Raw genomic sequence first — 14049 nt, forward strand, 5'->3', positions numbered from 1 at the left:
GCCCTCGACTCCCACCCCGTCCGCCCCTGCCACGGCCCTGCCGCCCGGCTTCCAGCGCTACCGGGCACCGGAAGGCTTCTCCGTCGCCCTGCCCGAGGGCTGGGAGCGGCTGGACACCGACCGCGACGGCGAGGCGTACCGGGTCGTCTTCGGCGCCACGGGGGACGACCGCACGCTGGCCGTCACCTTCAGCGATCAGGCCGGCCCGGACCCCGTGGCCGTGTGGCGGGACGACGTCGAACCCAACCTCAAGCAGGCGGACGACTACGACCGGATCGGCGCGATCCGCGCGACGACGTACCAGGGCCGCGAGGCAGCCGACATGGAGTGGACGGCCGACGTCGACGGCACCCGGGTGCACACCCTCGGCCGGGGCATCCTGCTGGGTGAGGGCCGCAGCTTCTCGCTGCGCTGGACGACCCCGGACGGCGAGTGGGAGGACGCGGCCAACCAGGAGGCGCTGCGCACGTTCTTCAAGACCTTCCGGCCGGGCTCAGCCTGAGTCGCGCGGGGCGCGCAGGGTGGTGAGCCGGCCGCCGTGCAGCGGCTGGGTGCGCCAGTGCGCGGTGAGCGTCCGGTCCGCCAGGAAGCAGGTCAGGGCCAGGCGGTGCGGGGTCTCCAGGAACAGCACCTCCACCGCGAGCGTGCCGGCATCGGTCCAGCCGCCGCTCACCGCGGTCGGGACGGGCTCCTCGGCGACCGTCCAGCCCTCTCCCGCGAGACGCAGGGCGAGCCGGTCCGGATGGTCCGGCCGGTCCCCTTCCCCGGTGAGGGTGAGCGTCCAGACGCCAGCGTCCCGCGTGAGCCCGGCCGACCGGACGGGCCCGGTCTTCGCGGAGGCCGCGAAGGCGGTCGCCGTCCAGTCGCTCTCCCGCTCCGGGGGTGCGGGACGGCCAGGGGCGGGCGCGAGCGCCAGCCGGCCGAGGCGCTCCCTCAGCTCCGCGTCGGCGGCCTCGCGGCCGGTCAGCGGCTCGGGGCCGAAGGCGGGCAGAAGGTGCTCCCAGACCAGGTTCAGGTACTCCTGCATCCGTTCGGTCGCCGAGGTCGCCGCGATCACCACGTCGTGCTTTGGCAGCACCAGGCAGAACTGGCCGAACGCGCCGTCCCCCCGGTAACCGTGCCGGGACATCCAGAACTGGTAGCCGTACCCCCGGTCCCAGTCCTGCCGGTCCACGTCACCCATGGCCCCGGCAGTCGGTATGTGAGGCTGCGAGGCCCGGGCCGCCCATCCCTGAGGCAGCAGCCGCTCGCCCTCCCACAGCCCGTCGCCGAGATACAGCCGGCCGAGCCGGGCGACGGCGTCGGTGGTGGCGTGCAGGCCGCTGAAGCCGAGCTCGCGCCCGGCACGGTCGCGGCGCCACGCCACCTCGCCGATGCCCAGCGGATTCAGCAACCGGGGGCGCAGGTAGTCGCTGAGCGACTGGCCGGTGACCCGCTGAACGATCGCGGCGAGCGTGTAGGTGGCGGGCTGGTTGTAGGCGAAGACCGTGCCCGGATCCTCGTCGGGCGGCAGCCGCAGGAACCCCCGGACGGGCTCGGCGGGATCCAGCCCGAACGCCTCGTCGACGGTGTCCCGCCGGTGGCCGCTCGCCATGGACGCCACGTGCCGGACGAGCATGGCCCGGCTGCGAGGGTCGGTGATGCCGCCCTCGAACTCCGGGAAGTAGGAGATCACCGGCGCGTCGAAGTCGATCAGTCCCTCGGCCTCGGCCAGGGCCGCCGCGGTCGCGGTGAAGCTCTTGCTGAGCGAGTACAGCAGGTGGAGGCGTTCAGGGGTGTACGGCGCCCACCAGCCGGAGGCCACCAGGTGCCCGTGCCGCATGATCATCAGGCTGTGCGGCTCGATCTCGGGGTCGGCTTCGAGGGCATCGAGGAAGGCGTGGACGCCGGAGGCGTCGACACCCTGGGCGGCCGGACCGGAGGTCGGCAGGGGGGAAGCACTCATGGATGCATCCTGCACCCGTCGGCGACCTTGATCGAGCCGTTTCCGGAACCGCTGTCAGGGGACTCGCCGGTTATGGTGCAAATCGGATACACGATGATGACCGAGCAAGCCGGCCCCCGAGCGCTCGTCGACCACGTGGTGCGGGCCGAGGAGGCGGGCTTCGACTTCTCGGTGACCTCCGACCACTACTTCCCGTGGCTGCGCTCGCAGGGTCATTCGCCGTACGCCTGGGCCGTGCTCGGCGCGGCCGCCCAGGCCACGTCACGCATCCCGCTCATGACGTACGTGACGTGCCCGACGTTCCGCTACCACCCGGCGGTGGTGGCGCAGAAGGCGGCGACGCTGCAGTTGCTGTCCGAGGGCCGGTTCAGGCTGGGGCTGGGCTCGGGCGAGAACCTCAACGAGCATGTGGTGGGCGGCGGCTGGCCGTCCGTCGACGTACGGCACGAGATGTTCGAGGAAGCCGTGGAGATCATCCGCGCGCTCTTCCAGGGCGGTCACGTCAACCATCGCGGCACGCACTTCGACGTGGAGTCGGCCAAGCTGTGGGACCTGCCCGACGAGGCCCCGCCCATCGGCATCGCCGTCTCCGGGGAGCGGTCGTGCGAACTCGCGGGCCGGCTCGGCGACCTGGTGATCGCCACGGAGCCCAAGGCCGGGCTGCTGGAGGCCTTCGACCGGCACGGCGGCCGGGGCAAACCCCGCATCGGCCAGCTGCCGGTCTGCTACGACCCCGACCGGAACGCGGCCGTCGAGCGGGCGCACTCCCAGTTCCGCTGGTTCGGCAGCGGCTGGAAGGTCAACTCGGAGCTGCCGCACCCCGATTCCTTCGACGCGGCCACCCAGTTCGTCACGCAGGACGATGTAGCCGAGGCGATCCCGTGCGGTGACGACCCGGACGCGTTCGTCGAGGCCGTCCGCCCGTACGCCGAGGCCGGGTTCACCGAGATCGCGCTCGTCCAGATCGGCGGGGAGTCGCAGCCGGCGTATCTGGACTGGTCGGAGAAGTCCCTCCTGCCGGCACTGCGCGACGCGTTCGGCTGAAGTCCTCGGCCGGCGCCTCCACGGCCCGCTCGACCAGATGAGCCCTCCGCTGCGGGGGGCTCTTCTTCATGTGCGCTCACCGGTTTTCCCACGGGCCGCGCGGGCGGTGAACGGCGAGGTCAGCGGGTGCCGCTAGGCTTCCGTGCGCACCTCGTGCAGTCCGATGTGCAGTCCGATCTGCCCCGCCTCAGGAGAGTCGTCCGTGACCGTTGCCATCACCCCGCCCGAGACCCCCGTCGCCCCGGCGCCCCTGTCCGACCTGGTCGCGCGGGACGCGCGGGAGTTCGGGGCGTACGCCCGGACCGGAGGGTGGGCCTTCGGGCTGAAGGTGGCGCGCAGTGTGCGGCCCGGCGGTCAGGGTGCGGACGAGACGCCGAAGGTGTCCGCGAAGGAGTTCGCGGAACTCGCAGGCTGCTCCCCGGAGCGGGTCATGCGCTACTACAAGGCGTGGGACCGGGCGGCGGACGACGGCATGGTCCCGCACTTCGAGGCGCTGACGCCGGGTCAGGAGGTGGAGCTGCCGGATGCCGACGTGTGGCTGAGCTACTACGTCTCCCGCAACAGCGCGACGTCCGAGCGCGGCACCGCCATCTCCGAGGCCGCCGAGGCGGAGGGCATCCGGCCCACCAAGGCCCTGGAGGTCGCGGAGAACCCCACCGCCCTGCGCGCCGCGATCCTCGCCGACCCCTCCACCGCCCGCGCCGCCCGCCAGGCCCTCCTCGACCGGGTCCGCGAGGACCCGGACCTGCAGTCGGAGCTGGCCCGTGACGTGGTGCGCACCGACGAGCTGAAGAAGGCCGTCGCCGGGGAGAGCAGGGCGGCCGACCGGATCGGGTACGTACGCCAGATCGCCGAGTCGGGGCAGATCAAGACGCCCGCAGGGCAGACCGTCGACGCCCCCGCCGACCTGCGCCAGGAGGCCGAGCGGCACCTGTCGCTCATCGACGAGCTCGACGAGGGCGAGGACGCTGGCGAGTGGGCCTCCGAGGCGTACGACACGATGAAGTCCCTCGTGGTCGAGGTCGTGGAGGCCGACCCGGGGCTGCGGGTGCAGGAACGGCGCACGAAGTTCTACAGCAGCCTGCAGAAGGCGACCAAGGTGTTCGAGGAGCTGACCTTCGACGACGCCGAGGAGTTCTACGAGGACGACATGGTGCAGCGTCTGGAGGATCTGCAGCGGGCCGTCGCGATGTGCATCGAGTCACTGCGCGGCGGTCGCGGGAATCACCCGGTCGGCTGAGCATTCCGGCGAATTCGGGGGTACTAGAGGGCTCTACGTCGGTTCTTCCCGGAGGCCCCCTCGTGAACTCGTTCGTCCACAAGACCCTGGTGGTGCAGCTCCAGGCGGGCGACACGGAGCGATTCTCCGTGCTCGCCCACCTGAGCTACGACGCCGCGGACCCGTTCGCCGTCACCGTGGTCTTCAGCCATGACGGTCGCGTTCTCGCCCGGTGGCAGCTGGACCGGGAGATGCTCGGTGACGCACTGCGGCGTCCGGTCGGGGTGGGCGACGTGCGGATGCGCCCGGAGTCCCGGGGGATGTGGCAGGAGCTGCGCCTGGAGTTCCTCGGCGACGCCCGCGCCGACGGCGGACGCCACCACGCCGTGGTGTTCGCCTGGGCGCCGGGGTTCGCGGCGTTCCTGCGTGAGACCTACGAGGTGGTGCGGCCGGGCCACGAGGAGGTCCATGTCGACGACTTCCTCGCGGGCGTGCTCGCCGGGGGCTGAACCGCGCGGCCGTTCTGAGTAGGCGTACTCATGCCGAGGGCCCGCCCCCGGCCGGACGATGGGCTGCCTCGAGAGGAGCCCGCCATGTCCGCTGTGACCGACGTACGGCCGGGGCCCCGGCCGTTCCTGCCCGCCGCCCTCGCCTGGGGTGTGCTCGCGGTGCTGGCCCTGTCCGGGTGGAACCCGCACGACCGCATGACCTGGTTCCTGGAGGTCGTGTGGGTCGTCGTGGGTCTGCCGCTGCTGGTGCTGACCCGGCGCCGCTTCCCGCTCACGGGCCTGCTGTGCTGCCTGCTGACGGCCCACGCCGTGGTGCTGATGGTGGGCGGCCACTACACCTACGCCGAGGTGCCGCTCGGCGACCGGGTCCGGGACCTCTTCGATCTGGACCGCAATCCCTACGACCGGTTCGGTCACCTGATGCAGGGCTTCGTCCCGGCCGTGCTGGTGCGTGAGCTGCTGGTGCGCACCTCGCCGCTGCGCGGCAGCCGCTGGCTCGCTCCGCTGACCGTGTGCGCGTGCCTGGCCTTCAGCGCCGTCTTCGAGATGCTCGAGTGGGCGGCCGCCGTGGCCGGGGGGCACGCGGCGGACGCCTTTCTGGCCACCCAGGGCGACGTGTGGGACACGCAGTGGGACATGTTCTGCGCGCTGATCGGAGCCACCGCGTCACTGCTGCTGCTCAGCCGGGTGCACGACCGGCAGCTGGCGGCGCTGCCGTCACTCCGACGTGTAGCGGTGCCGGGTCCACAGCGGCAGGACGAACCAGCACAGCAGGTACCAGCCGACCACACCGGCGACCAGGTAGGGCACGAAACCGTTGTGGGTGGCCACGCGCAGGATGAGCAGCAGTGAGGCGGTCGTGGTGGCGAGCAGCAGCACGAGGCCGAGCAGGGTGAGCCGGGAGGCCAGCCGCACGGCCTGGGCTTTGACGCGCCGCCCGGCGACGAGACGGTGCAGGGCGACCGGGCCGATGAGCGCCCCGGTCGCGCAGGCGCCGAGGACGACCGTCACCAGGTAGATCGTCTGGTCGGTGCCGGAGAGGTCGTCGTACTTCTCGGTGAACACCACCGTGAGGAGGAAGCCGAAGAGGATCTGGACGCCCATCTGCGCCACGCGGACCTCCTGGATGAGCTCCTGCCACATCCGGTCCGCTCTCTCCTCCTCCGTCTCGTTGCGCCCCCGGCGCATGGCCCCGCCCTCTGCCGCGTCCGCCACTGTTCCTCCCGGTGTGAGACCTGAGCCCTCCGCTTTCCCGGGTTCCCCGGAACGAGTCGCTGTCCCGCCCGGCGGTTTGAGCGATCAGGGGACGGTTACACGGACGGCGCGAACGACGTAGAACCGAGGAGGTCGTGGACTCATGTCCGGAACGCAGCTCACCGTGACGCTCAGCGGCTCAGGCGCCGACGACGCGCGAGCGGTCGTCCGGGCCCTGGAAGGCACGTTCGGGTCTCCCGACGAGCTTCCCGCCGACGAGAACGCGACGGTCCACACGGCGACCTTCGACGCGGAGGCGGACGCGGCGGCTCCCGCCGGGGGCGACGGAGCGGGTCCCGGGCGGCTGTCCGCACCGGTGACCGTCACCGTGCAGGGCAGCCCGGAGGCCGTGCGGCGGGCCAGCGACACCCTCACCCGGGCCTTCAGCACACGAGACGACGGCGCCGCCTCCGGCGACCAGGAGCAGGAGAGGCAGCTGCTCCTGGAGCCGTGAGAGACGGCCTCACCAGCGGGCTTCGACCTGGTCCTTGATGCGCCGGTCGTACAGGTCACGGATCGCCGTCAGTGTCTCGCCGGACAGCTGCGGGAGGCGGGCGGCGGCCGCGTTGGCCCGGGCCTGCTCGGGGGAGCGCGCGCCGGGGATCACGGTCGTGACGCCGGGCTGCTCGACGATCCAGCGCAGGGCCAGCTGGGCCGGGGTGTACCCCTCGGGGGCGAGCGCCGCGAACTCGGCGGCCGCCTCGACGCCGGTGGCGTAGTCGACCCCGGAGAAGGTCTCGCCCTGGTCGAAGGCCTCGCCGTGCCGGTTGTAGGTGCGGTGGTCGTTCTCCGGGAAGACGGTGTCCCGGGTGTACTTGCCCGACAGCAGGCCGGAGGCCAGCGGTACCCGGGCGATGATGCCGACGCCCGCCTCGCGCGCGGCCGGAAGCACCTCGCGCAGCGGCTTCATGCGGAACGGGTTCAGGATGATCTGCACGCTCGCCACGTTCGGCCGGGCGATCGCGGTCAGCGCCTCCTCGCAGGTCTCGACGCTGACGCCGTAGGCGGCGACGCGCTCCTCCTCGACGAGGGTGTCGAGGGCGTCGAACACCTCGTCCGTGGAGTAGACGGGCGTCGGCGGGCAGTGCAGCTGCACCAGGTCGATGCGGTCGACGCCGAGGTTGCGCCGGGAGCGGTCGTTCCAGGCTCGGAAGTTGTCGAGCACGTAGTTGGCGGGGATCTGATCGACCCGGCGGCCCATCTTCGTGGCGACCATGACGTGCAGGTCGGGACGGCCGCTGAGGAACGAGGCGATGGTCTGCTCGCTGCGGCCGTCGCCGTACACGTCGGCGGTGTCGAAGAAGGTCACCCCGGCCTCGGCCGCCGTCTCCAGTACTGAGAGGGCTTCCTTGTCGTCGACGTCTCCCCAGTCGGCCCCCAGCTGCCAGGTGCCCAGACCGATGACGGAGGCGTGCTGGTCCGACCTGTCGAAAGTGCGCTCGTCCATGGGCGTCAGTCTGTCATCCGTCACGACGTCGCGCGGAACGTGTCGATCCGGCTCGTCGAGCCCGCTCGATTCACTCACACGAGTGAATCGATGCGACAGGAACGCGTCACGTGTCAACCAGCCCCTAGCGTGACCCCACGTGACCACTGGTGCAACGAACAACTACCCGTCGGCCGCCTCCCCTTGGACCCGCAGGGGCTTCCTCCTCACCGCCGCCGCACTGGCCGTGGTCCCCGGCCTGCCGGCGGATCCGGCGGTGGCCGCCGAGGAGTTGCCGGACTTTCCGGCGGATGTCGCGCTGTACCGCTCGGCGTACCAGAACTGGGTCGGGGAGATCACCGCCGACGGCCTGTGGGCCTGTGCGCCGGGCAGCCCGGACCACCTGGTCGATGTCGTCAACTGGGCGTGGCGCCACGGATGGCGGGTGCGCGCCCGGGGCGCCTCGCACGGCTGGTCGCCCCTGACGGTCACGGAGGGGACGCCGTCCGGCGCGCCGGTCCTCCTCGTCGACACCGCGCCCCACCTCACCGGTCTGGCTCTGGACTCCCCCACCGCCGTGCGCGCGGGTACCGGCGTGGCCCTGGAGGCCCTGCTGACCTTCCTGGAGGAGCACGGTCTCGGCGTCACGGCCACCCCCGCGCCCGGCGTGCTGACGCTGGGCGGCGCCCTCGCCGTCGACGCCCACGGCACCGCCGTCCCCGCGCGGGGCGAGCGGCGGCGGCCCGGGCATACGTACGGCTCGCTCAGCAATCTGGTCCTGTCCCTGACGGCGGTCGTGTGGGACTCCCGGGCCGGCGCGTACGTGCTGCGCACCTTCCACCGCGACGAGGCGGACTGCGCCGCGCTGCTGACCCACCTCGGGCGGGCCCTGGTGACCGAGGTGGTGCTGCGGGTCGGTGCCAACACCGACCTCAGGTGCGTGAGCCGTACGGACATCCCGGCCGGGGAGCTGTTCGCCGCGCCCGGCTCGGGCGGCGGGCGGACGTTCGCGAGCTACCTGGACGCGGCGGGGCGGGTCGAGGCGATCTGGTTCGCCTTCACCGAGCACCCCTGGCTGAAGGTGTGGAGCGTCTCCCCCACCCGGCCGCTGACCTCGCGGAAGGTGACCCGGCCGTACAACTACCCGTTCTCGGACAACATCCCGGCGCCGGTGGCGGAACTGGTCGGCCGGATGACGTCGGACGCGGCCTGGTACCTGGCGCCGCTGCTCGGCACCGCGCAGTACGAGGCCGCCGCGCTCGGGCTGGTGACGACGCTGTCCGCCGACCTGTGGGGGCCGTCCAAGAACACGCTGCTGTACCTGAAGCCGACCACGCTGCGGGTGCACGCCAACGGCTACGCGGTCCTCACCTCCCGCGACCGGGTGCAGCGGGTCGTCTCCGAGTTCGCCGCGTTCTACCGGGAGCGGCTGACGGCCTACGCCGCCCGGGGCAGCTTCCCGGTCAACGGCTCGGTGGAGATCCGGGTGACCGGCACGGACGACCCGGGTGACGCGGGGGTGGCGGGGGCCCGTCCGCCGCTGCTGTCGGCGCTCCGGCCGCCCGCGGACCACCCCGAGTGGGACACGGCCGTGTGGCTGGACGTCCTGACGCTGCCGGGCACGCCGGACGCGCAGGCGTTCCTGCGCGAGATCGAGCGGTTCCTGCTGCGCACCTTCGACGGCGGGTTCGCGCTCACCCGGGTCGAGTGGTCCAAGGGGTGGGCGTACACCGAGGACGGGGTGTGGGACGACGAGGAGGTGCTGGGCGACGTCGTCCCGGCGGCGGTCGGTGAGGACGCGTGGGCGGAGGCGGACACGGCGCTGAACCGGCTGGACCCCCACCGCGTGTACGGCAACGCGTTCCTGGACCGGCTGTTCGGCTAGGGGGACGCGCCCTAGGTGTGCTGGCCGGACAGGTTGTGGGTCGGCTCCTTGCTCGGACTGGCCGACCAGCACGTGCCGGGCCATGTGGGGGCCGAGGTCGTCGAGCCGTTCACCCAAGGCGCGGCGGGCTATTCCCGCGAGGCCAGCGACCGTGCGTGCACGGTTCGCGCGACCTTCGGCCCCAGCCAGCGCTTGAACCGCAGCAGCGGTTCCAGCTGCCCGGCCGCCCGGTCGAGGCGGTAGTACAGCTGGGGCGGGACACAGGGCAGCAGGGGTGAGTGGCGCTGGCCGAGCAGGGCGAACATGCGCTCCGGAGGCAGGTGCATGTAGCGCGGCAGGTTCTCGTACCACTGGGCGCTGTAGCGGGCCGCACTCTGCACGGGCAGGAGGGCCGCCTTGCGTTCCCGCTCGTAGCGGGCGAGGGCCAGCGGGAGCTCGGGGTGCTCACGCAGCGCGGCGGCCAGGGCGATGGCGTCCTCGAGGGCGAGGGTGGTGCCGGCGCCGATGGAGTAGTGGGTGGTGTGGGCGGCGTCGCCGAGCAGGACGAGGTTGCCGTGGTGCCAGGTGTCGTTGGTGAGGGTGCGGAAGGTCTGCCACGGGGTGCCGCCGGGGCGGCCCAGCAGGGGGTTGCCCGTCCAGGACGTCCGCGAAGAGCTTCTCCAGCAGGGCACGGCCGTCGGCCTCGCTCGCGCGGTCGAGTCCGAGTCCGGTCCAGGTCTCGGGCGCGCATTCGACGACGCAGGTGCTGCGGTCGGGGCCGTAGCCGTAGCCGTAGCACCAGATCCAGCCGTGGGCGGTCTCCACGAAGGCGAAGGTGAAGGCGTCGAAGACCTTGGTGGTGCCGAGCCAGACGAAGTGGTTGCGCCCGGGTGTGAGGCGGCTGCCGAAGTGCGTGGCGTGGCGGGTGCGCAGGGCGCTGTGGACGCCGTCGGCCGCGACGATCAGATCGGCGCCGGAGGGCAGGTCGCCGGGGGTGATCTCGCGCTCGTACTCCAGGCGTACGCCGAGGTCGCGGGCCCGGGCGGCGAGGATCTCCAGCAGCCGGTGGCGGCCGATGCCGTGGCCCTGGTCGCCGCTGTGCCGGGTCGTCAGGTCCCGGACGTGGGCGACACCCTCGCTCCAGCGGACCGAGTCGGCGTCGAGGGCCTCCGCCGACTCCGGGTCCTGCTCGTGGAGCCGGTCGAGCAGATGGCGCCAGTACGTCACGCCCCAGCCGTAGGTGGAACCCTCCGGATCGCGTTCGTGGACGGTGACGTCGTGGGACGGGTCCTGCCGCTTGAGCAGGATCGAGAGATACAGACCGGCGGGCCCGCCGCCGACACAGGCGACCCTCACGAACACCCCTGAGAATTACCGAGAGCTGTCGATTGCGGACGCAGAGTAGCAGGAGCCGGAGACCTCCGACCGGACCGCCGAATCGCGCCAGTTTCGCGGCGTGACGCGCACCACGAGCCTCGGACCGCACGGGCAGAAACATCCGCCACAGCACCCCTCACGGGTGGAATTTCCCCCTCCGCACGGGACCGCAGCCCCCACACGACAAGATCATCTTCGTTCAACCTTGCATGACATAAGGGGAATTGCCCGGATCGCAGCCAACCGGCTCGCGTGGATTTCTCCCGGTAGCGGGCGGGCCGATAGGCATGCGGGGTCATCAACCCGACCCACCCTGGAGGTCCGTATGCCGGAACTCAGCCGTCGCAGCGCGCTCACCGCCGCGGCCGTCCTCGCCACGAGCGCGGGGACCTTGTCAGCCGTCGCCCCGGCTTCGGCCGCCGGTCACCACGACTCCCCCGGCACCTTCGACGAGGTCTACAAGGGGCGCCGGATACAGGGCCGTCCGGCGACCGGGTCCGGTCACCACGGGCACCACGGCGGGGGTTACGCGGTGTTCGTCGACGGGGTCGAACTGCACGTGATGCGCAACGCCGACGGCAGCTGGATCAGCGTCGTCAGTCACTACGACCCGGTGGCCACCCCGCGCGCCGCCGCCCGCGCCGCGGTGGACGAGCTGCAGGGCGCGCCCCTGCTGCCCTTCCCCGCCAACTGACCCGCACCGCAAGGCATCTGGAGCACCCGCACATGGCTGTCCGCAAGAACCAGTCCACCCTGACCGCCGACGAGAAGCGGCGTTTCGTCGCCGCGCTGCTGGAGCTGAAGCGCAGCGGCCGCTACGACGAGTTCGTCACGACGCACAACGCGTTCATCGTCTCCGACACCGACAACGGCGAGCGGACCGGGCACCGCTCACCGTCCTTCCTGCCCTGGCACCGAAGATTCCTCCTGGAGTTCGAGCGGGCGCTGCAGTCGGTGGACGCGTCGGTGACGCTGCCGTACTGGGACTGGACCGTCGACCGTACGCCGCGCGCCTCGCTGTGGGCATCCGACTTCCTCGGCGGCACCGGGCGGGAGCGGGACGGCCGGGTGACGGACGGGCCGTTCTCCGCGTCCGGCGGGAACTGGCCGGTCAACGTGCGGGTCGACAGCCGTACGTTCCTGCGGCGCTCCCTCGGTTCCGGGACGCGCGAGCTGCCGACGCGGGCGGACGTGGAGTCGGTGCTGTCGATGTCCACGTACGACATGGCGCCCTGGAACAGCGGTTCGGACGGTTTCCGCAACCACCTCGAAGGGTGGCGGGGCGTCAACCTGCACAACCGCGTCCATGTCTGGGTCGGCGGGCAGATGGCCACCGGGGTGTCCCCCAACGACCCGGTGTTCTGGCTGCACCACGCCTACATAGACAAGCTGTGGGCCGAGTGGCAGCGCCGGCACCCCGGCTCGGGTTACCTGCCCACCGCCGGGACGCCGAACGTGATCGACCTCAACGAGACGATGCGGCCGTGGCACGACATGAGCCCGGCGGACCTGCTGGACCACACGCCGCACTACACGTTCGACGTCTGATCAGACGGCCGCACCCGTGCGGCACTCCGGGTGGCCCCAGCCGCCGTCGTTCTTGGCGATGGGCTCGCCGGCCGCGTAGGAGCGGCCGCACTGGCACCGGCCGGGAAACTTCGCCTTGATGGTGCGCGTGGAGCCCTTCCCGCCCGCGGGCTTGGCGCCGCGGGCGGCGCCGCCGCGCGGGCGGGACCGCGGCGCCTTGGCCGGGGTGTCCGGGGCGGGCGGCGGCTCGGGGGAGCCGAGGCCGCTGCCCGCGGCCTCCTGGACCGTGGCGGCCTGGCTGGCGGCGCGGTCGGCGAAGTCGTTGAGCCGGTCACCGTCCACCTGGTGGGCGGGCACGTAGCGGAACTCGACCGAGCGGCCGTCGAGGAGCTCGTCGATGCGCACGACGAGGTCCTGGTTGGCGACCGGCTTGCCGGCGGAGGTCTTCCAGCCGTTGCGCTTCCAGCCGGGCAGCCAGGTGGTGACGGCCTTCATCGCGTACTGCGAGTCCATGCGGATCTCGAGCGGCACGTCCGGCTCGGTCGCGGCCAGCAGGCGCTCCAGCGCGGTGAGTTCGGCGACGTTGTTGGTGGCCTTGCCGAGCGGCCCCGCCTCCCACCGCTCCGGCGTCTCGGAAGCGTCGGCGACGACCCAGGCCCAGCCGGCGGGCCCGGGATTTCCCTTCGAAGCCCCGTCACACGCGGCCACTACACGTTCACGCATGCGCTCGATCATGCCATGCCCGCACCGGGCCTCCGGCCGGGAGGTCCGGGCCCCTACGCCACGTCGGTCAGCTTCGGCATCTCGCCCTCGGCCGTCGTGGTGTCGATCACCGAGAAGTTCGCCCCCTGCGGGTCGCTGATCGCAGCGAACCGGCCGAAGGGGGTGGTCATGGGGCCGAACCGCAGCACGCCGCCGAGCTTGGTGGCCCTCGCCACGGCCTCGTCGCAGTCCTCGACCCCGAAGTAGACGTTGATGTACGGCTGCACCTCGGGCGGGAACTCCTCGCCCATCTTCATCCGGCCCAGCACCGTTCGCTCGCCCAGGTCGTAGATCCGGAAGTCCGTCTCGCCGTCCCGCATGTCCCGCTGCCGGTAGGAGAAGACGGCGGGGAAGAACGCGTCGGACTTCTCCGGCTCGCGGGTGAAGACCTCGGCCCAGGTGTACGCGCCGGGTTCTCCCATCGCCTGGAAGCCCTCGTGGGTGACCGCCTGCCAGACGCCGAAGACGACGCCATCGGGGCTGCGGGCCAGGCACATGGTGCCGAAGTCGGCGACCTGCATAGGCTCCATCAGCACCTCACCGCCGTGATCACGGATCCTGGCCGCGGTGGCTGCGGCGTCCTGGGAGGCGAAGTAGAGGCACCACTGCGACAGGCCCTCCTGGCCGGGCATGGGCGGGACGACGGCGGCGACCGCCTTGCCGTTCACGGAGGCCTCCGTGTAGTTGCCGAACTCCGCGGACGCCTCGGCGAAGGTCCAGCCGAGGACCTCGCCGTAGAAGCTCTTGGCCCCTTCGAGGTCGCTGAACATCGCGTCGGCCCAGCACGGGCTTCCTTCAGGTTGCACGGCCATGGCTGCGGCCCTCTCCGAATGAGTCGATCTGGATGAGGTCTGTGTGGAATCGTCCGCTTATTCACGCTAGTCACCCGGGGGCCCGCTCGCGCGTCGAGCGGGCCGGCACGGCGGGCGTCTTCCCTCCGGCGCCCGGCTGTGCTTGCCTGAGTGCCCTTTCGGTGACCGGGGCGGGAGTTGCCGTATGCGCAAGCCGTGGGTCGTGGGAGTACTGCTGGCCGGGGTGCTCCTCGGAGGGTGCGGGGATCCCGCGTCCGCGCCCGAGGAGCCGACACCGGCCGCACCGCGCGCGTCGGCCCCCACCCACCAG

12 protein-coding genes and 3 pseudogenes are annotated in these 14049 nt (G+C 72.0%); 9 read left to right on the forward strand and 6 right to left on the reverse strand.

Annotated elements, in window-relative coordinates:
- Positions 1 to 502, forward strand: a pseudogene (locus tag K4G64_RS33520) (serine/threonine protein kinase); the annotation flags it as partial.
- Here K4G64_RS33520 and K4G64_RS33525 read toward each other — a convergent pair.
- Positions 494 to 1945 carry a serine hydrolase gene (locus tag K4G64_RS33525; RefSeq protein WP_221759687.1) on the reverse strand — a complete coding sequence of 484 codons (1452 nt, stop codon included), beginning with the start codon at positions 1943 to 1945 and terminating at the stop codon, positions 494 to 496. The pseudogene K4G64_RS33520 and the gene K4G64_RS33525 sit on opposite strands and share 9 nt — an antisense overlap.
- A gap of 72 nt (positions 1946 to 2017) precedes the next feature.
- On the opposite strand from K4G64_RS33525, the gene K4G64_RS33530 reads away from it, so the two are divergent.
- From K4G64_RS33530 to K4G64_RS33545, 4 genes and pseudogenes are all read left to right on the forward strand, one after another.
- Complete coding sequence (locus tag K4G64_RS33530; protein WP_221759688.1) at positions 2018 to 2989, forward strand: LLM class F420-dependent oxidoreductase; 972 nt, start codon at positions 2018 to 2020, stop codon at positions 2987 to 2989.
- Between the two features lie 202 nt (positions 2990 to 3191).
- Entirely contained in the window at positions 3192 to 4229 is a 1038-nt protein-coding gene (locus tag K4G64_RS33535) for a hypothetical protein (protein ID WP_221759689.1), read from the forward strand.
- 62 nt (positions 4230 to 4291) lie between these two features.
- Positions 4292 to 4717 carry an SsgA family sporulation/cell division regulator gene (locus K4G64_RS33540; protein ID WP_221759690.1) on the forward strand — a complete coding sequence of 142 codons (426 nt, stop codon included), beginning with the start codon at positions 4292 to 4294 and terminating at the stop codon, positions 4715 to 4717.
- Positions 4718 to 4801: 84 nt separating this feature from the next.
- Positions 4802 to 5434 (forward strand): annotated as a pseudogene (locus K4G64_RS33545) (DUF2238 domain-containing protein); the annotation flags it as partial.
- Here K4G64_RS33545 and K4G64_RS33550 read toward each other — a convergent pair.
- Entirely contained in the window at positions 5435 to 5932 is a 498-nt protein-coding gene (locus tag K4G64_RS33550) for a DUF6328 family protein (protein WP_221759691.1), read from the reverse strand.
- A gap of 142 nt (positions 5933 to 6074) precedes the next feature.
- Here K4G64_RS33550 and K4G64_RS33555 point away from each other — a divergent pair, with 142 nt between their 5' ends.
- Positions 6075 to 6425 carry a hypothetical protein gene (locus tag K4G64_RS33555; RefSeq protein WP_221759692.1) on the forward strand — a complete coding sequence of 117 codons (351 nt, stop codon included), beginning with the start codon at positions 6075 to 6077 and terminating at the stop codon, positions 6423 to 6425.
- A 9-nt stretch (positions 6426 to 6434) separates the two neighbouring features.
- Here the strand turns inward: K4G64_RS33555 and K4G64_RS33560 are convergent, their stop codons facing one another.
- On the reverse strand, positions 6435 to 7418 hold the full coding sequence (locus K4G64_RS33560) for an aldo/keto reductase (protein ID WP_221759693.1): 984 nt from the start codon (positions 7416 to 7418) through the stop codon (positions 6435 to 6437).
- 139 nt (positions 7419 to 7557) lie between these two features.
- Here K4G64_RS33560 and K4G64_RS33565 point away from each other — a divergent pair, with 139 nt between their 5' ends.
- The gene (locus tag K4G64_RS33565; RefSeq protein ID WP_221759694.1) at positions 7558 to 9282 is read left to right on the forward strand and encodes a cholesterol oxidase substrate-binding domain-containing protein; all 1725 of its coding nucleotides are present in this window, start codon (positions 7558 to 7560) and stop codon (positions 9280 to 9282) included.
- Positions 9283 to 9410: 128 nt separating this feature from the next.
- Here the strand turns inward: K4G64_RS33565 and K4G64_RS33570 are convergent.
- Positions 9411 to 10617, reverse strand: a pseudogene (locus tag K4G64_RS33570) (FAD-dependent monooxygenase).
- A gap of 346 nt (positions 10618 to 10963) precedes the next feature.
- On the opposite strand from K4G64_RS33570, the gene K4G64_RS33575 reads away from it, so the two are divergent.
- Both K4G64_RS33575 and K4G64_RS33580 read left to right on the forward strand, forming a co-directional pair.
- Positions 10964 to 11332, forward strand: a complete 369-nt coding sequence (locus tag K4G64_RS33575; protein ID WP_221759695.1) for a tyrosinase cofactor — start codon at positions 10964 to 10966, stop codon at positions 11330 to 11332.
- A gap of 32 nt (positions 11333 to 11364) precedes the next feature.
- Positions 11365 to 12186 (forward strand): tyrosinase family protein, encoded by an 822-nt coding sequence (locus tag K4G64_RS33580; protein WP_221759696.1) that lies wholly within the window; start codon positions 11365 to 11367, stop codon positions 12184 to 12186.
- Here K4G64_RS33580 and K4G64_RS33585 read toward each other — a convergent pair whose 3' ends face one another.
- Positions 12187 to 12900, reverse strand: a complete 714-nt coding sequence (locus tag K4G64_RS33585; protein ID WP_221759697.1) for a ribonuclease H — start codon at positions 12898 to 12900, stop codon at positions 12187 to 12189. It lies immediately after the preceding gene.
- A 41-nt stretch (positions 12901 to 12941) separates the two neighbouring features.
- Positions 12942 to 13739, reverse strand: a complete 798-nt coding sequence (locus K4G64_RS33590) for a VOC family protein (RefSeq protein ID WP_221759698.1) — start codon at positions 13737 to 13739, stop codon at positions 12942 to 12944.
- Positions 13740 to 14049 lie beyond the last annotated feature (310 nt).

Source organism: Streptomyces sp. WAC04114 (genome assembly GCF_019733245.1).
GTDB lineage: Bacteria > Actinomycetota > Actinomycetes > Streptomycetales > Streptomycetaceae > Streptomyces > Streptomyces massasporeus_A.